Here is a 20,845-nt window from a genome sequence, read left to right on the forward strand (position 1 = left end):
TGACCTGCCCATGCCCATCACCCTAGCGTCCGTCTTCATATGTGGACGGGTGTCTTCATATGGGGACTCCATTCGATGGAGTGAACGGGAACGTCGGACAGTTCAAGGGAGAACTGGCACACATGCCGCTTGTCGTTGTCGGAATCAGCGTCCTGATCCTGCTCTTCCTGATGACCAAACTGAGACTGAACGGCTTCGCCGCTCTCCTTCTCGTCGCAGTGGGCGTCGCCCTGGTCCGGGGAATACCCCTCGAGAAGATCTCGGACGTTCTCTCCGAGGGCATCGGCGGCCAGATCGGCGACACCATGCTCACCATCGGCCTCGGCGCCATGGTCGGCCGTGTGATGGGGGACTCCGGCGCCGCCCAGCGGATCGCCACCGGACTCCTCGACCTCTGCGGCCCGCGCTGGGTCCAGGTCGCGATGGTGCTGACCGCCATGCTCATCGGCGTGACCATGTTCTACGAGGTGGCCTTCGTCATCATCGTCCCGGTCGCCTTCACCCTGGTCCGGGTCACCCGCTCGAACCTGCTGTGGGTGGGCCTGCCCATGTCGATCGCCCTGTCCACCATGCACAGCTTCCTGCCGCCCCACCCCGGCCCGACCGCGGTGGCCGCCACCTTCCACGCCTCGGTCGGACTCACCCTGTTCTACGGCCTGTTCATCGCCGTCCCGGCCGGCGCGCTCATCGCCCTGCTGTGGCCCCGGCTGCCGTTCGTCCGGCAACTGAATCCGACGGTCCCTCAGGGCCTGGTGAGCGAGCGCGTCATCGAGGACGACGAGACGCCCGGCCTCGGCTGGTCGCTGTCGGTCGCCCTGCTGCCCGTGGTGCTGATCGCGGGCGCCGCCGTGACCGACCTGGCCACCTCAGGATCGAACCCGTGGCTGCACTTCGTCGCCTTCATCGGCTCCGCACCCATCGCCCTGCTGCTCACCCTGCTCCTCGCGATCTGGGCCCTCGGCCCGCGCATCGGCCGCAGCCTCGCCGAGGTGGGCACGTCGTGTCGCGAGGCCGCCCAGGCGATGGCGATGATCCTGCTCGTGATCGGCGCGGGCGGCGCCTTCAAGAACGTCCTCGTCGAAGGCGGCATATCCGACTACATCAAGGACACCACCGAGCACTGGTCCATCTCACCGATCGTCCTGGCCTGGCTGATCGCGGCCATCCTCCGCGTCGCGCTCGGCTCGGCCACCGTCGCCGTGGTCACCGCCTCCGGCGTCGCGTTGCCCCTGCTCGCGGGCAGCGGTATCCACCCCGAGGTCATGGTGCTCGCCGTCTCCTGCGGATCGATCGCCTTCTCCCACGTGAACGACCCCGGCTTCTGGATGTTCAAGGAGTACTTCAACCTTTCGGTCCTGGACGCGATCAAGGCACGGACCACCTACACGACGGTTCTTGCGATCCTCGGCCTGGGCGGTGTTCTCGTACTGGAACAGGTGCTGGACACCGTCAAGACCTGACCCCACGCTCCACTCCCGCCACGACCCACCTCACCAGAACGGCATCGCCAGCCCATGAGCCAACCCGTGGTCACCAAGTTCTCCGTCCATCCGGTCGCAGGCCGAGACTCCATGCTCCTCAACCTCTCCGGCGCACACGCCCCTTACTTCACCCGGAACGTGGTTGTCGTCGAGGACTCCGAAGGCCGTACGGGCCTCGGCGAGGTGCCCGGCGGAGAGAAGATCACGCGGACCCTGCTCGACGCCGAGCCCCTGGTGGTCGGCGCCCGGGTAGGCGACTACAAGCGCGTACTGCGCACGATCGAGGGGACGTTCGCGGACCGCGACGCGGGCGGCCGCGGTGCGCAGACCTTCGACCTGCGCACCACCGTGCACGCGGTCACCGCGGTGGAGTCGGCGCTCCTGGACCTCCTCGGCCAGCACCTGGAGGTCCCCGTCGCGGCCCTGCTGGGCGACGGCAAACAACGCGATGCCGTACGGGTCCTCGGCTACCTCTTCTACGTCGGCGACCCGGACCGCACCGACCTCGACTACGTCCGCGAGGGCGACTCGACGGTGGAGTGGTACCGCATCCGCCGCGAGGAGGCGCTGACCCCCGAGGCGATCGTCCGCCAGGCCGAGGCCACGCACGAGCGCTACGGCTTCCGTGACTTCAAGCTCAAGGGCGGCGTCCTGCCGGGCAGCGAGGAGGTCAAGGCCGTCCGGGCGCTCAAGGAGCGCTTCCCGGAGGCCCGGATCACCCTCGACCCGAACGGTGCCTGGTCCCTTCGCGAGGCCGTCGAGCTCTGCCGCCCGCTCCTCGGCACCCTCGCCTACGCCGAGGACCCCTGCGGAGCCGAGGGCGGCTACTCCGGCCGCGAGATCCTCGCGGAGTTCCGCCGGGCCACCGGACTGCCGACGGCGACCAACATGATCGCCACGGACTGGCGGCAGCTGACCCACGCCCTGGCCCTGCAGTCGGTCTCCATCCCGCTCGCCGACCCGCACTTCTGGACCATGCAGGGATCGGTCCGCGTCGCCCAGCTCTGCAACTCCCTGGGCCTGACATGGGGTTGCCACTCCAACAACCACTTCGACATCTCCCTGGCGATGATGGCGCACTGCGGGGCGGCCGCACCGGGGGAGTACAACGCCCTGGACACCCACTGGATCTGGCAGGAGGGCCTGGAACGCCTCACGGTCGAACCGCCGCGGACCCACGGCGGCGAGGTCGCCGTCCCGGACGCCCCCGGCCTCGGAATCCGCCTCGACCACGACCGCCTCCTCGCGGCCCAAGCCCTCTACCGCGAGAAGGCACTGTCGGGCCGCGACGACGCGGCCGGGATGCGCTACCTGATCAGGGACTGGACGTTCGACAGCAAGCGGCCGTGTCTTGTGCGCTGAGTCGCGAGGCGGCCGTGCAGATCGTCGATGCCGGTGGGTGTCTGCTCTCAGCCCTGGGTCTCGATCTCGGCGTCGGCGACGGCGATGGCGATGCCGAGTGCAGTGGCGATGTGGCCTGCTGCCGTCATGACGCGGGCGGTGCCCACGATGGGTGCGATGGCGACCAGGACGTCCTGCAGTTGTTCGACGGTCAGGCCGGTCTTGAGGGCCGGGTCGATATGGGCCACGTAGGAGATGGGCGGGGCATCCGAGGCGGCGAGCGCCGCGATGCGCGTGAGGATGAGCATGTCCGGGGACAGCCCGCATCGCTCGATCGAGTCGACCGTCATGGCGGCGAGGGTGTCCAGGACAGGGGTTTCCGACGCAGTGGACATGTCGCATGTCCTCCTGGTGAGTTCTGAGCCCGAGAGGGATGTGGGGCGAGAGGAACCGAGTTCCGCGAATGTGGGGCTTTCCTTCAACCGTAGAGCCGATCCGGGCCTCGCGCATTGCGCCGAAGGCGTTGGTACCGGTTCTTCGCCCGGCCATGAAGATGTCCGATCCCGGGCATGGCCGCAGAATTGGCGTTATGGCCTGCCCATTCCGGATCGGAGACCTCCATGAAGGACCTCAAGTTTGAGCAGAAGGGCTCGCTGTCACGCATCGAGGCAGCCGACCAGCTCATGGCACTCGCAGCCGCGCTGAGGGAAGGCGGGGATGCCGAACTGGAACTCGGCCCCGTGACGCTGAGCCTGCGGGTGCCCGACGACCTTCGCAGCGAGATAGAGGTCGAGGTCGGCGACGGGGAGATCGAGCTGGAGATCGAGTTCAAGTGGCCGACCGCATCGACCACTACAGCGCCAGCGCGGACGGGTGCCGGCACAGAGAAGGCCACGACACGAAAGAACGTGCCCGCCAAGCCCGGTCGAAGCAGCACGGGCACCACCAGGAGCAGAAGCGCGAAGCGGGCCGCCACGAAAACGTCCTGATCCGTGCCGAGGTCTGACGCTTCACTCGACGCGTCACGCCGGTGCCGGCGCGAAGGGATACAACTCGTCGGCTCCGGGCTGCACGACCCCGTAGCTGCTTTCCGGTACCTCGTTCCAGGCACCGGGCAGGTCGCCGAGGGGTTCGGACACGATGAGGCGGGTCTCGTCGGACACTCCCTCCAGGAACGTCATATCGGGATGCAGCTTGCGCAGTGTGTCCACGCGAGTGCTGTAGAACAACGACCTGGAATCGCCCTGGCTCGAGTAGCGGAAGGCCCATACACGCTCGCCGTCGGCCACGCTGACGGTCATCTGGAGCGGGAACTCCACACCGTGCTCGCGGCCGGTGCGCTCCACCACTCCCGCCATCCGGGACACGGCGCTCGGTGGGTCCTGGTCCAGGCCGAAGGTGAGCGCCAGGAAGAACATCACCTCCGAGTCCGTGGTTCCTTCCATGTCGGAGTACAGCTCAGGGTCGACGAGCAGGGACAACTCGCGGCGCATGAGGTGGAAACCCGAGATGGCACCGTTGTGCATCCACATCCAACGGCCGTGCCGGAAGGGGTGGCAGTTCGTCTGCTGCACCGCCGTGCCGGTCGACGCCCGGATGTGGGCGAAGAACAACGGGGAGCGGACATGATCCGCGAGCTCCCTCAGGTTGCGGTTGTTCCAGGCGGGGCCGATGTCCTTGAAAAGGGCCGGGGTGTCGATGCTTTCCTCCGAGTACCAACCGATGCCGAAACCGTCGCCGTTCGTCGTCTCGACCCCCAGCCGGGAGTGGAGGCTCTGATCGATCAGCGAGTGGGCCGGCTTGTACAGGATGGTGTCGAGAAGCACGGGCGTTCCCGAGTAAGCGAGCCATCGGCACATGAGCGATCACCTGTGTTCCTACCTGTACCTACGGGAGTTCCGTTAAGTCCCGCTCGCGGCTTGCGGAGTCTTCGATGAGGCTGCCGGTCACCTGACTGCGACGGCGTGTCGGATGATCCGGTGGCTCTTGTCCCGATCTCATTTTCGACTCCCCGACCGCGCATCGCCATGCGGGCGCGGATCCGACCGCCGGCACTCCGAGTGCACATCCGTCGGAGCCGAAGAGCCATGGCCCGCGATGGGCGGGTACCTGTTCCCAAGCGTTCGACAGCGCCGTGGCCGTCACTTCACCCACGGCGGGTGAATCCGAGACCGGGCGCGCAACAGCTCCGGCCGAGCGTCCGCGTCGCTTCGCGCCGTACCGGGGCTTTCGAGGGGCGTACGGCTTCGCACCCGGCGACTACCGACGCGATTTGCGGCTGCGTCGAACACGGGCGCTTCTGGCCGAGGGCATGGCGCCCTCGGTGGCCGCCGCTGAGCCCGGCTTCGCAGACCAATCCCACCTCACCCGGTGGTTCACCCGCATCCACGGTGTCACCCCGGCCGCCTACCGCACACCGCTGCACACAGAGAGCAGGAGGTAGATGTGGCCCACGCCCGGTTGGCCATGGCCTGCGTCACGCTCGGCATTCGTCGGCGCGGAGCAGTTCGTCGGCGTCGGCCGTGTCAGACGTGCGTGAGGAGGCGTTCCAGCGGCCGGGGAACGCGCTCGAGGTCCAGGCGTGCGACCAGTGCCTGTGCGTAGAGCGACTTGCGGCCGCTGTGCGTGCCCATGAAGCGCCGCAGCTGGTGCTCCACGGGGCGTTCCCGCTGGGCGGGCTGGCTCTGGAAGGTGCGGAAGGGGCGCGTCTCGCCCTGGGACTCGATCACCCGTTGCACTTCCTCGGCCCCCAGAGCGCGGATCAGCTCGTCCTCCAGGTCGGCGACGCACACGTGGAACCCGAGTGTCTCCAGTCCGGCGTGCGTGAGAGCGGACCCGAGCCCGACCCGCTCCAGATGACGCCGGAAATGCCGCTCCTCGCCGATGTCGCACAGACCGGCCAGCGGGAGGCCGAGCCCTGGAGGGCCGCACAGGTCCAGGAAACGCCCGATGTTCGTCGCGCCTCCGAGCGGTACCACCGCGACGCCCTCCGCGCCGAGGTCACGGCCGTAGCGCGTGGCCAGCGCTTCGAGCGCGACCTGATCGCTGCTCCCCTCCACGAGGATGATCGACCGCAGACGACCGCCGGCCAGCTCCCGCGCCTCCGCCGCGGCCGCACCCGCACCCGCTCCGCCGGCCGCCCACGCGAGCAGCGCCAGGCGAAATCGCCTCAACTCGTCCACGAGACCTCGCTTCCCCACGCCATCCTGGCACGGCCGGGATCTCGTACGCACGTACGTTTTCCGGGGCACCGCCTGGCCACGTCCCACCGGAACAACCGTGCTTCGGCGCGGCTGAGGGCACGGTTCTTCCGACGGCGGCTTCCGCTGTTCCTCAGTCCTGGTGGGTGCCCCGGACGATGCGGTCGACGATCTCGGCGGCCCGCTTGGGGTGCTCCTCGAACCAGCCGTCGAGATGTTCGCGGACAGCCTCGGCGACGCAGCTGCGCACCTCGGGGCCGCCCAGCAGTCCGCGCGTGGCGCCGAGGAACTCGGGACGGTCCAGTTTCACCGACACGATCGCCGTCAGGCCCTCGCCGATCCGGTCGGCCACGGGATCAGGATCCGCCGCCGTCAGCAGCCCCAGCCTTCGCGCGTACGCCGTGATCGCGGCCGCCAGCCCGTCGCGGAAGCCGTCCACGTGCGTGCCGCCCTCGGCAGTGGCCCGGCTGTTGGCGAAGCTGCGCACCCGCTCGTCCCGGGAGCGGCCCCACAGGAGGGCCACGTCCATCGTCCCCGCCATCCGCGGGTCCTCCCGCTCGAAGCCGATCACGTCCGGATGGAGGACCGCCCCCGCCTCCGCGTCGAGGGCGGCCACGAAGTCCCTTACCCCGTCCGGGAATTGGAACCGCTCCGCTCGGATCCCTCCCGCCGGGCGTTCGTCCGTCAGCGAGATCCCCAGACCCGGGTTGAGGAAGGCCACCTGCCGGAAACGCTCCGCCAGCACGGCGAACGAGCACCACGTCGTCTCGAAGATCTCGGCGTCGGGCCAGAAGGCGATGGTCGTCCCGGTGCCGGTCGCGGGTCCCACGGCGGCGGGCGGGGCGAGCGCGACACCGCGCGCGTACTCCTGGGACCAACAGACCTCCTCGTACCGCACCTTGGCCGTCAGGCGGCTCGACAGGGCGTTGGGGACGAGGAGCCCCGCACCGAAAGGAGCCACGTCCGCTTTGTGCCGACCACTCGGCTCGGACCCGGTGTGCAGGCTGGTCAGCAACGCTTCGAGGCCCGGGCCGCCGCTGTCCCTGCCGGTGTCGGCCTCGAAGGCGACCCCCGGCCCGTCGTCGACGACCCGTACCCCACCGTCCGGGGTGAGCGTGACGTCGACGGAACCGGCACCCGCCGCCAGGACCTCGTTCACCGCCCGGCCGACGACCTCGAACACCATGTGATGCAGGCCGCGTTCCGTGACCGAGCCGACATACATCCCGGGCCGTTTCCGTACGGCTTCCCGCCCCTCCAGCACCTCGATCTGGGCAGCGTCGTACCTCATGCCTTCTCCACTCACGAAGACCCCTCCCATGGCGTCCGGCAGATCACCCCAGCCTAGGCGGAATCCGGTAAAACACCAGGTCAGAGGCGATACGACGAGGCTGTGGGAGAGCGGGTGCGGGCCTGCCGGGAGATGGTCGGCCCCAGGCGTGCGCACCGCGTCCGGAGCATGTCCGCGGGCCCGCCCAGGCCGTGTACGCCCCCGTTTTGGGCGCCCCTGAGACCCCCAATTCCGGTCGCGGCAGGTCATTCCAGGGAAGGTCGATCACACGGCCGCCTCATGTGAGGATGTGGCGATGGCGTGGCTGAGGAAACACGGGAGGCGGGCGGTCGGGCTCGTGGCCGCGGCGAGTGCGGCGCTGGCGGTGACCGCCTGCGGTCCGGGTGGCTCCGACGACGCTGCCTCCGGAGGCCGCGAGGCGAAGTACAAGCGCGTCATCGAAGACCCGCACCCGCGCCCCGCCGACGTCATCGAGGCAGCCGGCGCACCCGTCGGCGTGGTGCTCGCGGACGACGGCTCGCTGCTCCTGACGTACGACGCCGGCAACGTCGAGGACGACGAGGGGCCGGCCGCCACCGCCTGGCGCATCGTCGGCCCCGACGGCCGTACGGTCGCCGAGCACGCGCAACACGGGGACGCGGAGGCGGTACCGGCCGCGTTCAAGGGGGTGCACGGAGGCTTCGTGCGGGTGCCGCAGGACGAGGGGGCCGAGGGGGCGTACGCCCTGGACGTGCACGGCAAGCGGCACAAGGTCGTCGTCACGGGGACCAGGCTGCGCACCCGCCCCGGCGACATCCTGCTCGCAGAACTGGAGCCGACCCTCATCTACCGCCCGGCCACACGCACCGTGGCGCCCCCTGCCGGAGTGCCGGACGACGCCGTCCGCCTCGCCGTCGACGAGCGAGGCACCGCCTGGAGCCTGGAGCAGCCCCTGACCGAGGACCCCGAGCGCGTCGTACGGCAGCGCGACGGTCGCACCCTCGGCTCCACGGCCGTCCCGAAACCGTACGCGGGGGGAATCCTTGTCGCGCGGGGTGGCACCGCGGCGCTGTCCCTCGCCCAAGGCGAGGGCGTGCGCGGCCTGTTGGTGACGACGGACGGCGGCGAGCACTGGCGGACGCTCCTCGCCGGCGGCATTCCCTGGAGGGACCTGAAGCGCGGCCCGGAGTCGCTGGTCCTGGAACTGCTTGCCGACGGGCGGCTGCTCGTCGGCGAGGAAGGCGGCCGCTTCTGGCTCGCCGCCGACCGCACCAACACCGCCTTCCACGAGCTGAAGACACCGGCGACATTCACGTCGTTCACCGTCGACGGCACGACGCTCTACGGCATCGCGGACGCGACGACGTCGACGTACGACCTGGTACGCGGCGAAGGGCTGTGGATCTCTCGCGACGGCGGACGCGAGTGGCGGCGCTACGAGCAGCGCGGGTAGAGGCGGAACGGTGCGTGTCCGCATCCGCACGGCTTCCAACTGCCATCGAGCGTGGTGCGTTCGGCGAGCCGGATTCTTCACCTGTCGGTGTGCGGAGACATCGCTGGTAGTTCCACGGTGATGCGGATCCCGCCGCCAGAGCGCGGGGTGAGGGTGAGTGTTCCGTCGTGTGCCTGGGTGATGGTCTTGACGATGGCCAGGCCGAGGCCGACGCCCGCGTGGTCGGTGTGTGTGCGCTCGGTGCCGCGCTGGAATGCTTCGGTGAGGGTCGAGGCCAGCTGTGGGGTGACCTGATCGCCGGTGTTCTCGACAGTGAGCACCACACTCGTGGAGCGGACGCGGGTGGTGACCCACACGGTGCCCTGTTCGGGCAGGTTGTGGACGATCGCGTTGTGCACGAGGTTCATCGTCAGCTGCAGCAGGAGCGCTTGCGAACCGCTCGTGGGGGTGACGTCGCCGCCGGTCTCGATGGTGACCCCACGCTTTTCCGCCAGAGGAAGGAGCGTTTCGGTGGCTTCTTCCGCCAGGAGGGACAGGTCGACGGGTTCTCGGGTGAAGGAACGCTGCTCGGCGCGGCTGAGCAGGAGCAGTGCCTCGGTGAGGTCGATCGCTCGGGTGTTCACGGCATGGAGGCGGTCGATGAGTTCGCCGGTGTCGCGGTTCGGATCGGTGCGGGCCACGTCGAGAAGAGACTTCGAGATCGCCAGCGGGGTGCGCAATTCGTGCGAGGCGTTGGCCGCGAACCTCCGCTGTTCGGCGACGTGTGCTTCGAGCCGTACGAGCATCGTGTCGAAGGCGTCGGCGAGTTCGCGGAACTCGTCCTTGTGCCCGGGCAGCCGGATCCGGTGCGAAAGCGATCCGTTCGTGGCCATGCGGGTGGCGTGGGTGATGCGGGTCAGCGGGGCGAGCATGCGGCCGGCGAGGATCCACCCTCCCACGAGTCCGAACACCAGCAGGAACGCCAGTACTGCGGCTGCCCTCGGAGCGAAGACGTCCAGGAGGACGGACCGGATGGGAAAAACACCCGTGGGCCTGTCATCGGGGTTGATGAGCATCGCACGGTTGGGGACGTAACGCAGGAGGAACAGCCACACCGCCGCGAGCAGCAGGACGCCGGCAAGCATGAGGAACCCGGCGTAGCTGAGGGTGAGTTTGAGGCGAACGCTCATCCCTGGTGCCCTATCCACGCCCGTCTCCCTTGTGTCCGGCTTCCGGTTGCGTGTCGACGCGGTAGCCGACGCCCGGCACGGTGGCGATGATCCAGGGTTCGCCGAGCCGCTTGCGCAGCGCCGAGACGGTGATGCGCACGGCGTTGGTGAACGGGTCGGCGTTCTCGTCCCACGCGCGTTCCAGGAGTTCTTCGGCGCTGACGACACCGCCTTCGGCGGCGACGAGGACTTCGAGCACGGCGAACTGCTTCCTGGTCAGCGCGACGTAGCGGCCGTCGCGGTAGACCTCTCTGCGGAACGGGTCCAGACGCAGGCCTGCGATCTCCCGCACCGGAGGTCTGTTGTGGGCGCGTCTGCGGTCGAGTGCTCTGAGTCTGAGCGCGAGTTCCTGGAGTTCGAATGGCTTCGTCAGGTAGTCGTCGGCGCCGAGTTCGAACCCGGAGGCCTTGTCGTCGAGACGGTCGGCAGCGGTGAGCATGAGGATCGGCATGCCGCTGCCGGAGGCGACGATGCGTTTGGCGATCTCGTCACCGGAGGGTCCGGGGATGTCGCGGTCGAGGACGGCGATGTCGTAGGCGTTGACGCCCAGCAGTTCCAGAGCGGTGTCGCCGTCACCTGCGATGTCGGCCGCGATCGCTGCCAGACGCAGGCCATCGCGGATGGCTTCTGCCAGATAGGGCTCGTCCTCGACAATCAACACACGCATGCTCTTGAGGCTACGAGTCGGCGCATATCGTCGGCATATCGAAAACCGCATACGTGTCGGCAACACCGCGCTGCCTTGACTGGCCGTATGACTCGAACCCCACCAACAGCACGAACACCTGCCCGCCGGTTTCGATGGCTCCTTGGCGTCGGCCTGTTGGCCCTCTTAGCAGTGATCACCGCAGCGGTCTTCTACGAGGGGCCGAAGTCCCCCTCGTTCCCCTCGGCCGCATCGCCCTTGAACACTCTTCGCACCGAGCACCGTGGTGCGCTGGGCGAGGCCGACGGTGCCGTTCCCGACAGGGTGACGGTTTTCGACGACTCGATTCCGGCAGTGGCCAAGCTTGATCCAGGTCTGCTCAAGGCCCTCCGTCAGGCTGCAACGGCTGCCGCGGACGACGGAGTCGCGTTCTACGTCACCAGCGGATGGCGTTCCCCGGCGTACCAGGATCAGCTTCTTCGGAAGGCCGTCGCCAAGTACGGGTCCGAAGAAGAGGCCGCCCGATGGGTGGCCACCGCGGCGACGTCTCCTCACGTGTCGGGGGACGCGGTCGACATCGGGCACGCCGACGCGATGGCGTGGCTGTCCAAGCACGGTGCCGCGTACGGGCTGTGCCAGATCTACCGGAACGAACCCTGGCATTACGAATTGCGCAGTGAGGCGACCGATCGCGGTTGCCCGCGCATGTATGCCGACCCCACCCAGGACCCGAGGATGCAGCAGTGACCGGCAGTGAGCGAGGACAGACGATGGTGCAGGTCGACACGGTGGACACCGGACAGGGCGGTGCCGGTCACCGGGACACCGGCCGCGGGACCTGGCGCGCGGGCATCCGCCGGGCGATCCGCATCGCCTCCCGGCCGGGGCCCTGGAAGCGCGGCCCGGTGCTCGCGGCGCTGGCGCTGCTGCTCGGCCTGCTCATGCTGCTGCACGCGAAGATCCCGAACGGGACCGGAGGCATCGGCAGCCTGGTCGAGACCTTCCTGCCGTGGTTCGGCCTGTTCGTCCCGGTGCTGCTTGCCGGCGCTCTGTGGCGCCGCTCCGCCTCCGCGGTGGTCGCGCTGCTGTTGCCGGTCCTGGTGTGGCTGAACCTCTTCGGCGGGCTCCTCGGCGACAAGTCCCACCCGGGCAGTGACCTCACCGTGGTCAGTCACAACGTCGGCGCCGACAACCCCGACCCGGCCGGCACCGCCCGCGACCTGGCAGCCACCGGTGCGGACCTGCTGGCGCTGGAGGAGATCACCCAGCAGGCCCGGGGCACATACGAGAAGACGCTGGCGAAGGCGTACAAGTACCACACGGTGCAGGGCACGGTCGGACTGTGGAGCAAGCTGCCACTGTCGGACATCCGGCCGGTCGACACCGAGATGGACGCCGGGCCGCTGGCGGCCACCAAGCCGGCCGACGTCAAACTGGCCTACAACCGGGCACTGCGCACCACCGTGGCCACGGACCACGGGCCTCTCGCCGTGTACGTGGCCCACCTGGGGTCCGTACGGGTGACTCCCAGGACGGGCTTCTGGACGGACAGCCGGGACAGAAACGCGCAGGCGCTCGCCAAGGCCGTCGCCGGCGAGAAGAACGAGCGGGTGGTGCTGCTCGGCGACCTGAACGGCACCACGGACGACCGCGCGTTCGCCGGCATCACCTCGCAGCTGCACTCGGTCCAGGACGCGGCCGGGGACGGCTTCGGCTTCAGCTGGCCGGCGAAGTTCCCAGTGGCACGGATCGACCAGATCCTGGTCCACGGCGTGAAGCCGGACAGCTCGTGGGTGCTGCCGGCCACCGGCAGCGACCACCTGCCGGTGGCTGCCGGAATCAGCTGGTGAACACCGCGTGGACGCAATCCTGGAGAGGCTTAGTGCGTTCACTCTTACACCATTGCAACGACCGAAGTCTGCTTGTTGCGTTAGCTCCAAGTCATTGCAACAATTTGTGGGCTTTCACCTGCATATATGTAGGTTCTACGCAATAACTTCATTGCCTAATTAGTGAACGCAACGTAGCGTTTCTGTCATGAGAAACGACGGGTTAATGCAGAGCCGGCCGCAGGCGGCACCCGGCACCTTCACCGCGTTCGCCCGCTTCGTGCTCTGCGGCGGCGGCGTGGGGCTCGCCTCCAGCTTCGCCGTGGCGGCCCTCGCGTCCTGGATTCCCTGGGGACTGGCCAACGCGCTGATCACCGCGGCTTCCACGCTCCTCGCCACCGAGTTGCACGCCCGCTTCACCTTCGGTGCGGGCGGTCGCGCGACCTGGCGCCAGCATGCGCAGTCGGCCGGGTCCGCGGTGGCCGCGTATGTGGTGACCTGCGTGGCGATGCTGGTCCTGCAGCAACTGGTGGCGACACCCGGTGCGGTGCTCGAGCAGGTCGTCTACCTGTCCGCCTCCGCACTCGCCGGTGTCGCGCGGTTCGCGGTGCTGCGCCTCGTCGTCTTCGCGCGGAACCGATTGCAGCTCGCGGCCACCGCCCGCACCGCCCGTCCCGTGCGCGCGGCCGTGGCCCACGCCGAGGTGCAGCCCGACGCGGTTGTGCTCTGCCGCGCCGCCTGACCGCTCCGTCACCAGTTCCGCTGGAAACAACCGGGTGAGTCCACGCTTCCCGCGTGCGTCGCGGTCGTGAAGTACCACACCAGGTAGGCCACCATGACGAGCGTGATCGGCACGCCGACGAGGAGGCGGATCAGCAGGATCAGGATTCTGGCCCACGGGTGTCCCGGCCCCCTGGCGAAGTCGGGTCTGGCCGGGTCGTACGCGATCCTCATGTCGGGCGCCGACGGGCCGCCCGCGCGTTCGAAGGTGTGGGACGTACCGCTGGTGTCGGTGAACGCGTACAGGACGGTTCCGGAGTGAGCGGGATCGCCTGGGGGGCTGTAGCCCGCACATCTGGCGGAGGTCGTCACGCCGTAACGGTGCAACAGCCACCAAGTCACCGTGGCCCGCCACGTGCCACGGGCGATGGTGCAGCCGAACACGAGCACCGGGAAGGTGCCGGCCCACAACTGGGCGAGGCGCCCGTCGCCCGCCGACACGGGGAGCAGCAGGCCGAGGGTGAAGAGGCAGGTGAGTGTGGACCAGGCCCACCACTGGCCTGCGGAGAGGAATGGTCTGCGCGGTGTCATGGGCGCGAAGGGACGCTGCTCCGCCTTCACCAGGGCCGCACCGTCGATGCGTCTTTCGGCCTTGTCACGTGGCGGGATCGCCGCGTTGACGGCGTATGCGAAGGCCTCCACAGCCTCGGTGTTGCGGGAACTGATCGCACAGATCGTCGCCGGCTCGGCTCCGGCGACCGTCGAGTTGAGCAGGATCTCGGCGGACGGGCGCTTGTTCCTGGCGACAAAGACGGTCTCGATCGCGGCGAGGGGAATGACCAGCCGGATGCCTGCCCGGTCCAGCGCGACCGCCTCGCGCTCGAGGTACGCGGTTCCGCCTCTGCCGCGCAGCATCGTTCCGGCTACGGGCTCCGCATCTCTGACAGCCATGACTGGGTCCCCTCAATGGTCGACTGACGTGGCTACAAGGGAGTCGGGGTCACCGGCTCGGCCACAGCCGCACCGTGGAGTCGGCGCCGGCCGAGGCCAGGGTCTTGCCGTCCGGGCTGAACGCCACCGATGTCACCTTGTCGGTGTGGCCGGTGAGGGTGTCGATGGGGACGGCGTCGAGCGTGCTCGTGTCCACAACCGCACGGTCTTGTCCTCGCCGGCGGTGGCCAGGGTGTTTCCGTCCGGGCTGAACGCCACCGTCGTCACGGGGGCTGTGTGGCCGGTGAGCGTGGCGACGACGGTGCCGGTCGCCACGTCCCACACGCGCACGATGTTGTCGGCGCTGCCGGTGGCCAGGCTTCTTCCGTCAGGGCTGAAACAGATGGGCTTGAAGCCGTGCCAGAGCGGGGCGTCGAGGGTCGCCTGGACGGTGCGAGTGAGCAAGTCCCACAGCCGGACCGGGCTTACGGTCAGGTCCGCGCTGCCCGTGGCCAGCGTCTTTCCGTCCGGGCTGAACGCCACGGCGTTGACCACGGCCATGCCCTGGGTCGTGAGTGTGGCGGTGACGGTACGGGTCGACAGGTCCCACAGCCAGGCCGCGCCATAGCGGCCACCGGTGGCGAGGGTCCTGCCGTCCGGGGCGAACGCCAGGTCCAGGGGGAGCCGGGGATGGGGCAGGGCGATGCCGGTGCGATCCCCCAGGGTCCAGAGGGACACGTCGAGGGCGCCGGTCGTGGCCAGGGTCTTGCCGTCCGGGCTGAAGGCCATCCTCGTCACGTCTTCGATCCGGTCGGGCCAGGGAGTGGTCGCGGTGCCCTCGACCACGTCCCACAACCGCAGCGTGCTGCCTGTGCCCTGGAGCGCGGACAGGCCGGCAGCCAGCGTCTTTCCGTCCGGGCTGAACGCCACGCAGGAGGCGTAGCCGTCGGGGACGGTGAACACGACCTTGCGGGGTTCGTCGTCGTCGGCTCTCGACTCGATCACCGCGAGCGGGACGGCTACGGCCGTCACTCCGAGCGCGGCGAGCAGCAGCGTGCGGCGCCGCACCTTGGCGCGGGGTCTCATCGGCGGCCGGCCGGGTTGCGGTCGTGTCCCACCGGCCGACGTGGCAGGCGTGTCGGTCTCTGCGGGTTCGGTGGAATCCATCGGCGTACACCCGGTTCTCGAGTAGGGGAGCAGTGCTAACGGGGTTGGTGCACAAGGGCGGTTGCGGCGTCCGCGCAGCCCCAGGCCAGGGTGACTCCGGCGCCCCCGTGGCCGTAGTTGTGCACCAGCCGCCGCACCCGGCCGTGCGGAATCGGGTCGGCCTCCAGCCGGACGCCGCCGTCTCGATACGGCCGTAGGCCCACCTGGTGGCCGAGGACCGGGGCGCCTGCCAGCTCCGGCAGCAGTTCGGTGCAGCGGCGCAGGATCGCGGCGGCGGTGGCCGGGGAAGGTGTGGTGTCCCACTCGCCGATCTCGAAGGTGCCGCCGAGGACGATGTCCCTGCTGCGCGGGTGGACGTAGGTGTAGCCGTCTGCGTTGTCCTCGTCGCGCACGGACATCTGCAAGCCGGGGTTGGCGACGAGCACCAACTGCCCTCGCACCGGCCGCATTTCGGTGTCGCCGCACAGGGCGCGGGCGCCCAGGCCGGAGGCGTTCACCACCGAAGGAGCCCAGACGCCTGCCTGTTCCAGGGCGTCGATACGGCGACGGATCAGCGTGCCGCCCGCTGCGACGAAGGTCTGCTGGAGCCAGGGCAGGTAGCGGGACATCTCCACGGTCGGAACGGTGAAGGCCCAGCCGCCGGTGAACGGGGCTCGTACCTCGTCACTTCGCAGGGTACGGAGGTCGGGGAGGGCCGCGGCCCACCAGGGGACGTCGTGGGTCTCGCCGCGCAGCAGCATCCGGGTGGGGCGCATGACCACGCCGGGCACGCCGTCCGCCGCCTGACGGGCGAACTCGTCGTAGGTGCGAACGGCCCAGCCCAGTACGCGCTGCTCGAACCGGGTGCGGGTCGGATACCAGACGGCCGCGGCGACGGAGGATGTCGTCTCGGCCGACGACTCGGCCGTGAGTACGGCGACGCGGGCGCCGGCCTGTTGCAGGCGCAGTGCGGTCGTGAGCCCGATGACCCCGGCGCCGACGACGACCGCGTCGAACCTGTCGCCCATGTCCCCTCCTTGATCGCCGAACCGTGTGTTTCCCACTGTCGGCGGGGAGTTGACGACCTGTCCAAGACCAGCAACGTCCAACGCCATAAGAAGCGCTTATAGTTGACGGATGGACCTGCGGCGGCTGCGGTACTTCCTCGTGCTGGCCGAGGAGTTGAACTTCACGCGGGCTGCGCACCGGCTGCACATCGCCCAGCCGGCCCTGAGCCAGCAGATCAGGGCGCTGGAGCGGGACTTCGGCGCTCCGCTGCTCGAACGCAACAGCCGGGGCTGCCGGTTGACCGCTGTCGGCGAGGTCGTGGCCCGTGAAGCCGACGAACTGCTGGCTCACGCGGAGGCGTCACGGGAACGGATCCGTGCCGCCGTCGGCGGACGGCAGGGGCAACTGCGCCTGGCCCTGACCCGCTCCGCCCGCGGCGGACCCGTCGACGCCCTCCTCGGTGCGTTCCGTACCCACCATCCGGACGTGGATCTCGTCGTACGGACGGGATGGACCTCGCACAACATCACCGAGCTGCTCGCCGGACGGCTGGATGCCGCCTTCGTACGACCCCCGCTGGACGGCGAGGGCCTGGAGTGCCGGCACATCGCCCGTGAGGAACTCCTCGTGGCCGTCCCCGCGGATCATCTCCTCGCCCGCGAACGAAGGGTCACCCGCGGGCACATCGCCGCCGAACCCGTGATCCTCTGGCCGCGCGAGAACGCCCCCGGAATGCACGACCTGATCACCCGTCAGCTGTGGCCCGACGGTGGGCCACGCATCGTGCGGGAAGAACCCGACGACGAGCAACTCCTCCTCAGCGTCGCCTCGGGCACGGGCATCGCCCCGGTGCCCGAGGGGCGTGCCCGTGCGCTGCGCATACCTGGGGTACGACTCAAACGCGTGACCGCACCCGTGCCCACCGTGGATCTCGCCCTGGCGCACCGCCCGGCAGGCGCCGCACCGGCACTGCGAGGGCTCCTCAGCCTGGTCGACGCCCTGCCCGGGGAGTCGCTTGCCGCCCCGTCGGCCGGTGCATGAACCGGCGTGGACAACCGACACCGGGGTCTCTCACCCCGGAGCCGCAGAGGTTCCGCTCGGCGAGATGGGGCGCAGTCTTGGGGCGGGGGGCAGTCGTGAGCGTGCCGGACACCCGGCCTGACCGGTCATGCGCGGGAGCGGCGGGAGAACTCGCACCACTGGTTGTCGTCGGGGTCGCCGAGTGGGATGCGGAGGCCGATCGAGTCCCCCTTGCGGACGTAGTCCAGATCGTAGAACTCCTCTCCGATCTTCAGGTCGAAAGTCTGCGGGCTGACCCCCTTGCCCCCTGCGTAGAGGTACCAGGTCCCGTGACCGGCCGCCAGGCGCTTCACTGCCCCGGAGGCCAGCGCGTAATCCACTGGGAAGTCCCGGACGGTGAAGGTGCGGTCCGGTTCGACCGTGAGCGTCGATCCGCAGTCGCTTGTCCAGTGACCCAAGACGTCCGCCGCCGTCACCTGCGGCAGCTCCTTCGGGGCACCTCCGCAGGCGCCGGCCAGCAGGGCGACTGCCGCGGCACACAGGGCGCTCGCCGTTCGACCTCTCACCACATCCCATTTCCTGTACTGGACCTGGCTGTCCACGGCACGACCACTGCTGTTGACGGCAATTGGGCCGACTGTCGCACCCTACCCGGACCCCTGTGACCTGCTGCGGTCCGGACGGCGGGGTGCCGGTCGGGTGCCATGGAGATGGGTAATCTGGCGATGACTCGCACCAAAGGGAGACCTGCTGTGCCCACATTCGTTGTGTTCGACCTCGAATTCACGTCATGGCCGGGGGCGCTCGAACGGGACTGGGGGGCACCGGGACAGCTCCGCGAGATCGTGCAGATCGGTGCGCTGCGCCTGCGCGAGGACTGTTCCGTCGTCGAGGAGTACGAAGCACTGGTGCGGCCAGTGACGAACCCGCACCTGTCCGCATACTTCACCGAGCTCACCGGTATCGACCAGGAGACCGTGGATCAGGAAGGGATTTCCCCGGCAGAAGCACTCGGCGACTTCCTGGGTTTCTGCCGGGGCGAATCGGTGCTTTCCTACGGGAACGACATGGTTGTTCTCGGGGAGAACGTGGGCTGGGCACGAGCCCGCGGAGAAGAAGTCAAGAACGGTTTCCTGGCCGCTCATTTCCTGAATGTCCGCCCCTGGCTGAACACCCTCGCACCGGAAACGACTGCCGCCAACGTGGGCCGCCTGTGGCAGGTACTCGGCCTCCCCAAGCCCGCGGCCGGAAATGAGCATTCGGCACTCTTCGACTGCTATTCCTTCGCTGCGGCCATCAAGCACCTTTGCGGCAACGGGGCCACTCTGCCCGAGGGGTGCCTGCGGCGCCCTTGACGCCCAACTCCGGTACGTCTGCGGCGGCAGCGCGTCACCGCCTGCGGGAGGACCCGGTCAGGCGGGCTGCCACAGTTCGATGCGGTTGCCCTCGGGATCGGTGACCCAGCCGAATCGGCCGACTCCCTCCATGTCCTGTGTTTCCTCGGCCACGTCCGCTCCCTTGGCGCGCAATTGCGCGAGCATTGCGTCCAGGTCGCGGACCCGGAAGTTGAGCATGGTCTGTTGGGTGCGGGTCCCGAAGTAGTCGGTCTCCGACTCGAACGTCGCGAAGACCGTCGGCCCGGTTCCCTGACGCCACAGGCCGTTCTCGTCGGCGTCCAGGCCCAGGCAATCGCGGTACCACGCGTTCAGGGCCGCCGGGTCGGCCGCCCGCATGAAATATCCACCGATTCCAAGCACACGTTCCATGCCGCCATCTTGCCAGGACGGAGATCGGGCGGGCGGATACCGCCGGCCGGCCGCGGGATCCTGCCAGTGATCTCCCACACCGCGGAGCCCCAGGTCAACCACATGCAGCTCCAGATGCCGGACCGCGCATCGGTCTCTTGACCTGGTCGGTTAGTGTGCAGGACCAAGTGTCATGAAGGGGGGCAGAGCAGGCGGAGGGCAGGGCTGTGTCGGACGAGGGACGGCTCGTCGCCGGGCGCTACCGGCTGGTCGAACGCATCGGCCGTGGAGGTATGGGCACGGTGTGGCGGGCCGAGGACGAGCTGCTGGCTCGCCAGGTCGCGCTCAAGCAGCTCCATACGCAGCCACACCTGTCCGACGCCGAGGTCTCCACGCTCTACGAGCGGACCCGTCGCGAGGCGCGCAGCGCGGCCCGGGTCGCCCATCCCAACGTGGTCGTGGTCCACGACGTCGTCGAGGACCATGGGCGGCCCTGCATCGTGATGGAGTACGTCCCCGCGCCCACGCTCGGCGACGCCCTCAAGGACGGCCGGATCCTGCCGCCCGAGGAGGCCGCCCGCATCGGCCTCGGCATGATCACCGCCGTACGGGCCGCCCACGCGGCCGGTGTCCTGCACCGCGACATCAAACCCGGAAACGTCCTGCTGGGCGACGGGGGCCGGGTCGTCCTGACCGACTTCGGCATCGCCCAGACCGCCGGGGCCTCGACGCTCACCCAGACCGGGGAGATGATCGGCTCCATCGACTACATGGCCCCGGAGCGCATCCGCGGACAGAAGCCGGGCCCCGCCTCCGACCTGTGGTCGCTGGGCGCGACGCTGTACCAGGCGGTCGAGGGACGCCTGCCGTACCGCCGCGACACCGCCATGGAAACCGCGTACGCCATTGCCGTGGACCCGCTGGAGGCGATGCGGCAGGCCGGTCCGCTGGAACCGCTGATCGAGAGCCTGCTGTCGAAGGACCCGGAGGACCGGCCCACGGCCGAGCAGACGGAACGGGCCCTGCAGGCCGCCCGGGCCGGCCGCACGCCGACCGCCCCCTCAGCCGTTCCCGCCCCCCTCAGGCCCGACGGCACCCCGGACGCGACGCACACGCCCCCGACCCGGCATGCCCCGCCCGCTCCGCCGGACAAGGGCGGACGAGGTCGCCGCCGGGGCCGGAGACGGGGGCGGCGTGTCCTGCCGGCAGCGGTGGCCGTCCTGGCCGCGTCCGCCACGGCGGTGACCCTCTACGTCTCCCTGCACGACGGCGGGACCGCGGCGGGCCCGCACAAGACCAGCGGCACCGCATCCGTCACGCCCTCGCCCGTCCCCGACGGCTACCACCTGGTCCGCGACCAGAAGCTCGGCGTCTCCTTCCCCGTGCCGGACGGCTGGACGGCGAAGAAGGGGGCGGACGACGAGGTGACCTACGCCGACCCGACCGGACTGGCCGGCATCACCATCGGCATGGTGGACCCGGCCGGCTCGCACCCGATCGAGCATTTCAAGGACATCGAGGCGAACACCAAGGCCAACTACTCCACGTACCGCAGGCTGCGCCTCCAGAAGGCCACCTTCAGGGGCAAGCCGGCCGCGGTCTGGGAGTTCACCTTCCACGGCCGCGCCCGCGCCTTCCGCGCCATCGACCTCGGGTACGGCAAGGCGGGCGGCCGGGAGTACGACATCTACCTGTCGGCCCCGAACGCGCAGTGGGACTCGTACCGTCCCGTCTTCGACGCCGTACGGGACGGGTTTGTCGACTGACCGACGGAGGGGACGGCGAGGTTGCCCTCGCTTGCGCGGCGCGCAGTTGGTGACTTTCTCACCCGGCCAAGACCGCTTGCAT

23 protein-coding genes are annotated in these 20,845 nt (G+C 69.3%); 11 read left to right on the forward strand and 12 right to left on the reverse strand.

The window, feature by feature from the left end; all coding sequences use genetic code 11:
* Positions 1–122 precede the first annotated feature (122 nt).
* Positions 123–1,460, forward strand: a complete 1,338-nt coding sequence (locus ACFY1L_RS51645) for a gluconate:H+ symporter (RefSeq protein ID WP_388842321.1) — start codon at positions 123–125, stop codon at positions 1,458–1,460.
* Between the two features lie 54 nt (positions 1,461–1,514).
* Positions 1,515–2,843 (forward strand): enolase C-terminal domain-like protein, encoded by a 1,329-nt coding sequence (locus ACFY1L_RS51650; RefSeq protein ID WP_388842323.1) that lies wholly within the window; start codon positions 1,515–1,517, stop codon positions 2,841–2,843.
* A 47-nt stretch (positions 2,844–2,890) separates the two neighbouring features.
* On the opposite strand, the gene ACFY1L_RS51655 is transcribed toward ACFY1L_RS51650, so the two are convergent.
* The gene (locus tag ACFY1L_RS51655; protein WP_388842325.1) at positions 2,891–3,217 is read right to left on the reverse strand and encodes a carboxymuconolactone decarboxylase family protein; all 327 of its coding nucleotides are present in this window, start codon (positions 3,215–3,217) and stop codon (positions 2,891–2,893) included.
* A gap of 225 nt (positions 3,218–3,442) precedes the next feature.
* Here ACFY1L_RS51655 and ACFY1L_RS51660 point away from each other — a divergent pair, with 225 nt between their 5' ends.
* The gene (locus ACFY1L_RS51660; RefSeq protein ID WP_388842327.1) at positions 3,443–3,811 is read left to right on the forward strand and encodes an amphi-Trp domain-containing protein; all 369 of its coding nucleotides are present in this window, start codon (positions 3,443–3,445) and stop codon (positions 3,809–3,811) included.
* A gap of 33 nt (positions 3,812–3,844) precedes the next feature.
* On the opposite strand, the gene ACFY1L_RS51665 is transcribed toward ACFY1L_RS51660, so the two are convergent.
* Positions 3,845–4,681, reverse strand: a complete 837-nt coding sequence (locus ACFY1L_RS51665; RefSeq protein ID WP_388842329.1) for a class II glutamine amidotransferase — start codon at positions 4,679–4,681, stop codon at positions 3,845–3,847.
* Positions 4,682–4,956: 275 nt separating this feature from the next.
* On the opposite strand from ACFY1L_RS51665, the gene ACFY1L_RS51670 reads away from it, so the two are divergent.
* On the forward strand, positions 4,957–5,265 hold the full coding sequence (locus ACFY1L_RS51670; RefSeq protein WP_388842331.1) for a helix-turn-helix domain-containing protein: 309 nt from the start codon (positions 4,957–4,959) through the stop codon (positions 5,263–5,265).
* A gap of 82 nt (positions 5,266–5,347) precedes the next feature.
* On the opposite strand, the gene ACFY1L_RS51675 is transcribed toward ACFY1L_RS51670, so the two are convergent.
* Both ACFY1L_RS51675 and ACFY1L_RS51680 read right to left on the reverse strand, forming a co-directional pair.
* Positions 5,348–6,004, reverse strand: coding sequence for a TOPRIM nucleotidyl transferase/hydrolase domain-containing protein (locus ACFY1L_RS51675; RefSeq protein WP_388842404.1), 657 nt, complete (start codon positions 6,002–6,004; stop codon positions 5,348–5,350).
* A gap of 151 nt (positions 6,005–6,155) precedes the next feature.
* Positions 6,156–7,313 (reverse strand): DNA gyrase subunit B, encoded by a 1,158-nt coding sequence (locus tag ACFY1L_RS51680; protein ID WP_388842333.1) that lies wholly within the window; start codon positions 7,311–7,313, stop codon positions 6,156–6,158.
* A gap of 295 nt (positions 7,314–7,608) precedes the next feature.
* Between ACFY1L_RS51680 and ACFY1L_RS51685 the strand changes: the two genes are divergently transcribed.
* Positions 7,609–8,745 (forward strand): hypothetical protein, encoded by a 1,137-nt coding sequence (locus ACFY1L_RS51685; RefSeq protein ID WP_388842335.1) that lies wholly within the window; start codon positions 7,609–7,611, stop codon positions 8,743–8,745.
* Positions 8,746–8,822: 77 nt separating this feature from the next.
* On the opposite strand, the gene ACFY1L_RS51690 is transcribed toward ACFY1L_RS51685, so the two are convergent.
* Together ACFY1L_RS51690 and ACFY1L_RS51695 are read right to left on the reverse strand one after the other, a co-directional pair.
* The gene (locus ACFY1L_RS51690) at positions 8,823–9,914 is read right to left on the reverse strand and encodes a sensor histidine kinase (RefSeq protein ID WP_388842337.1); all 1,092 of its coding nucleotides are present in this window, start codon (positions 9,912–9,914) and stop codon (positions 8,823–8,825) included.
* Positions 9,915–9,924: 10 nt separating this feature from the next.
* Complete coding sequence (locus tag ACFY1L_RS51695) at positions 9,925–10,620, reverse strand: response regulator transcription factor (protein WP_388842339.1); 696 nt, start codon at positions 10,618–10,620, stop codon at positions 9,925–9,927.
* 87 nt (positions 10,621–10,707) lie between these two features.
* Here ACFY1L_RS51695 and ACFY1L_RS51700 point away from each other — a divergent pair, with 87 nt between their 5' ends.
* The 3 genes from ACFY1L_RS51700 (at position 10,708) to ACFY1L_RS51710 (ending at position 13,170) form a co-directional block, all read left to right on the forward strand.
* Entirely contained in the window at positions 10,708–11,346 is a 639-nt protein-coding gene (locus ACFY1L_RS51700) for a M15 family metallopeptidase (RefSeq protein ID WP_388842341.1), read from the forward strand.
* A gap of 23 nt (positions 11,347–11,369) precedes the next feature.
* A complete protein-coding gene (locus tag ACFY1L_RS51705) occupies positions 11,370–12,449 on the forward strand; it encodes an endonuclease/exonuclease/phosphatase family protein (protein ID WP_388842343.1) in 1,080 nt (359 codons plus the stop codon).
* Positions 12,450–12,654: 205 nt separating this feature from the next.
* Positions 12,655–13,170, forward strand: a complete 516-nt coding sequence (locus ACFY1L_RS51710) for a hypothetical protein (protein WP_388842345.1) — start codon at positions 12,655–12,657, stop codon at positions 13,168–13,170.
* Positions 13,171–13,178: 8 nt separating this feature from the next.
* On the opposite strand, the gene ACFY1L_RS51715 is transcribed toward ACFY1L_RS51710, so the two are convergent.
* The 4 genes from ACFY1L_RS51715 to ACFY1L_RS51730 all read right to left on the reverse strand — a co-directional run bounded on the left by ACFY1L_RS51715 (position 13,179) and on the right by ACFY1L_RS51730 (position 16,252).
* Positions 13,179–14,099: a hypothetical protein gene (locus ACFY1L_RS51715; RefSeq protein WP_388842347.1), complete on the reverse strand. Its 921-nt coding sequence runs from the start codon at positions 14,097–14,099 to the stop codon at positions 13,179–13,181.
* A 49-nt stretch (positions 14,100–14,148) separates the two neighbouring features.
* Positions 14,149–14,295, reverse strand: a complete 147-nt coding sequence (locus tag ACFY1L_RS51720) for a WD40 repeat domain-containing protein (protein WP_388842349.1) — start codon at positions 14,293–14,295, stop codon at positions 14,149–14,151.
* Entirely contained in the window at positions 14,232–15,164 is a 933-nt protein-coding gene (locus ACFY1L_RS51725) for a WD40 repeat domain-containing protein (RefSeq protein ID WP_388842351.1), read from the reverse strand. The genes ACFY1L_RS51720 and ACFY1L_RS51725 overlap by 64 nt, the downstream gene beginning before the upstream one ends.
* A gap of 116 nt (positions 15,165–15,280) precedes the next feature.
* Entirely contained in the window at positions 15,281–16,252 is a 972-nt protein-coding gene (locus tag ACFY1L_RS51730; protein ID WP_388842353.1) for an FAD-dependent oxidoreductase, read from the reverse strand.
* Positions 16,253–16,361: 109 nt separating this feature from the next.
* Here ACFY1L_RS51730 and ACFY1L_RS51735 point away from each other — a divergent pair, with 109 nt between their 5' ends.
* On the forward strand, positions 16,362–17,273 hold the full coding sequence (locus ACFY1L_RS51735) for a LysR family transcriptional regulator (RefSeq protein WP_388842355.1): 912 nt from the start codon (positions 16,362–16,364) through the stop codon (positions 17,271–17,273).
* Positions 17,274–17,398: 125 nt separating this feature from the next.
* On the opposite strand, the gene ACFY1L_RS51740 is transcribed toward ACFY1L_RS51735, so the two are convergent.
* Entirely contained in the window at positions 17,399–17,818 is a 420-nt protein-coding gene (locus tag ACFY1L_RS51740) for a hypothetical protein (protein ID WP_388842357.1), read from the reverse strand.
* A 186-nt stretch (positions 17,819–18,004) separates the two neighbouring features.
* Between ACFY1L_RS51740 and ACFY1L_RS51745 the strand changes: the two genes are divergently transcribed.
* Complete coding sequence (locus ACFY1L_RS51745; RefSeq protein ID WP_388842359.1) at positions 18,005–18,607, forward strand: exonuclease domain-containing protein; 603 nt, start codon at positions 18,005–18,007, stop codon at positions 18,605–18,607.
* Positions 18,608–18,664: 57 nt separating this feature from the next.
* Here the strand turns inward: ACFY1L_RS51745 and ACFY1L_RS51750 are convergent, their stop codons facing one another.
* Complete coding sequence (locus ACFY1L_RS51750) at positions 18,665–19,018, reverse strand: VOC family protein (protein WP_388842361.1); 354 nt, start codon at positions 19,016–19,018, stop codon at positions 18,665–18,667.
* A gap of 206 nt (positions 19,019–19,224) precedes the next feature.
* Between ACFY1L_RS51750 and ACFY1L_RS51755 the strand changes: the two genes are divergently transcribed.
* Positions 19,225–20,763 carry a protein kinase gene (locus ACFY1L_RS51755; RefSeq protein ID WP_388842363.1) on the forward strand — a complete coding sequence of 513 codons (1,539 nt, stop codon included), beginning with the start codon at positions 19,225–19,227 and terminating at the stop codon, positions 20,761–20,763.
* Positions 20,764–20,845 lie beyond the last annotated feature (82 nt).

Source organism: Streptomyces sp. NPDC001663 (assembly GCF_042893105.1).
Lineage (GTDB): Bacteria > Actinomycetota > Actinomycetes > Streptomycetales > Streptomycetaceae > Streptomyces.

Excerpts from the sequence above, each read along its gene's own strand:
- ACFY1L_RS51645 (WP_388842321.1), top strand. The coding sequence starts at position 123 with ATGCCGCTTGTCGTTGTCGGAATCAGCGTCCTGATCCTGCTCTTCCTG.
- ACFY1L_RS51650 (WP_388842323.1), top strand. The coding sequence starts at position 1,515 with ATGAGCCAACCCGTGGTCACCAAGTTCTCCGTCCATCCGGTCGCAGGC.
- ACFY1L_RS51655 (WP_388842325.1), bottom strand. The coding sequence starts at position 3,217 with ATGTCCACTGCGTCGGAAACCCCTGTCCTGGACACCCTCGCCGCCATG.
- ACFY1L_RS51660 (WP_388842327.1), top strand. The coding sequence starts at position 3,443 with ATGAAGGACCTCAAGTTTGAGCAGAAGGGCTCGCTGTCACGCATCGAG.
- ACFY1L_RS51665 (WP_388842329.1), bottom strand. The coding sequence starts at position 4,681 with ATGTGCCGATGGCTCGCTTACTCGGGAACGCCCGTGCTTCTCGACACC.
- ACFY1L_RS51680 (WP_388842333.1), bottom strand. The coding sequence starts at position 7,313 with ATGAGGTACGACGCTGCCCAGATCGAGGTGCTGGAGGGGCGGGAAGCC.
- ACFY1L_RS51685 (WP_388842335.1), top strand. The coding sequence starts at position 7,609 with ATGGCGTGGCTGAGGAAACACGGGAGGCGGGCGGTCGGGCTCGTGGCC.
- ACFY1L_RS51690 (WP_388842337.1), bottom strand. The coding sequence starts at position 9,914 with ATGAGCGTTCGCCTCAAACTCACCCTCAGCTACGCCGGGTTCCTCATG.
- ACFY1L_RS51695 (WP_388842339.1), bottom strand. The coding sequence starts at position 10,620 with ATGCGTGTGTTGATTGTCGAGGACGAGCCCTATCTGGCAGAAGCCATC.
- ACFY1L_RS51700 (WP_388842341.1), top strand. The coding sequence starts at position 10,708 with ATGACTCGAACCCCACCAACAGCACGAACACCTGCCCGCCGGTTTCGA.
- ACFY1L_RS51705 (WP_388842343.1), top strand. The coding sequence starts at position 11,370 with ATGGTGCAGGTCGACACGGTGGACACCGGACAGGGCGGTGCCGGTCAC.
- ACFY1L_RS51710 (WP_388842345.1), top strand. The coding sequence starts at position 12,655 with ATGCAGAGCCGGCCGCAGGCGGCACCCGGCACCTTCACCGCGTTCGCC.
- ACFY1L_RS51715 (WP_388842347.1), bottom strand. The coding sequence starts at position 14,099 with ATGGCTGTCAGAGATGCGGAGCCCGTAGCCGGAACGATGCTGCGCGGC.
- ACFY1L_RS51725 (WP_388842351.1), bottom strand. The coding sequence starts at position 15,164 with ATGAGACCCCGCGCCAAGGTGCGGCGCCGCACGCTGCTGCTCGCCGCG.
- ACFY1L_RS51730 (WP_388842353.1), bottom strand. The coding sequence starts at position 16,252 with ATGGGCGACAGGTTCGACGCGGTCGTCGTCGGCGCCGGGGTCATCGGG.
- ACFY1L_RS51735 (WP_388842355.1), top strand. The coding sequence starts at position 16,362 with ATGGACCTGCGGCGGCTGCGGTACTTCCTCGTGCTGGCCGAGGAGTTG.
- ACFY1L_RS51750 (WP_388842361.1), bottom strand. The coding sequence starts at position 19,018 with ATGGAACGTGTGCTTGGAATCGGTGGATATTTCATGCGGGCGGCCGAC.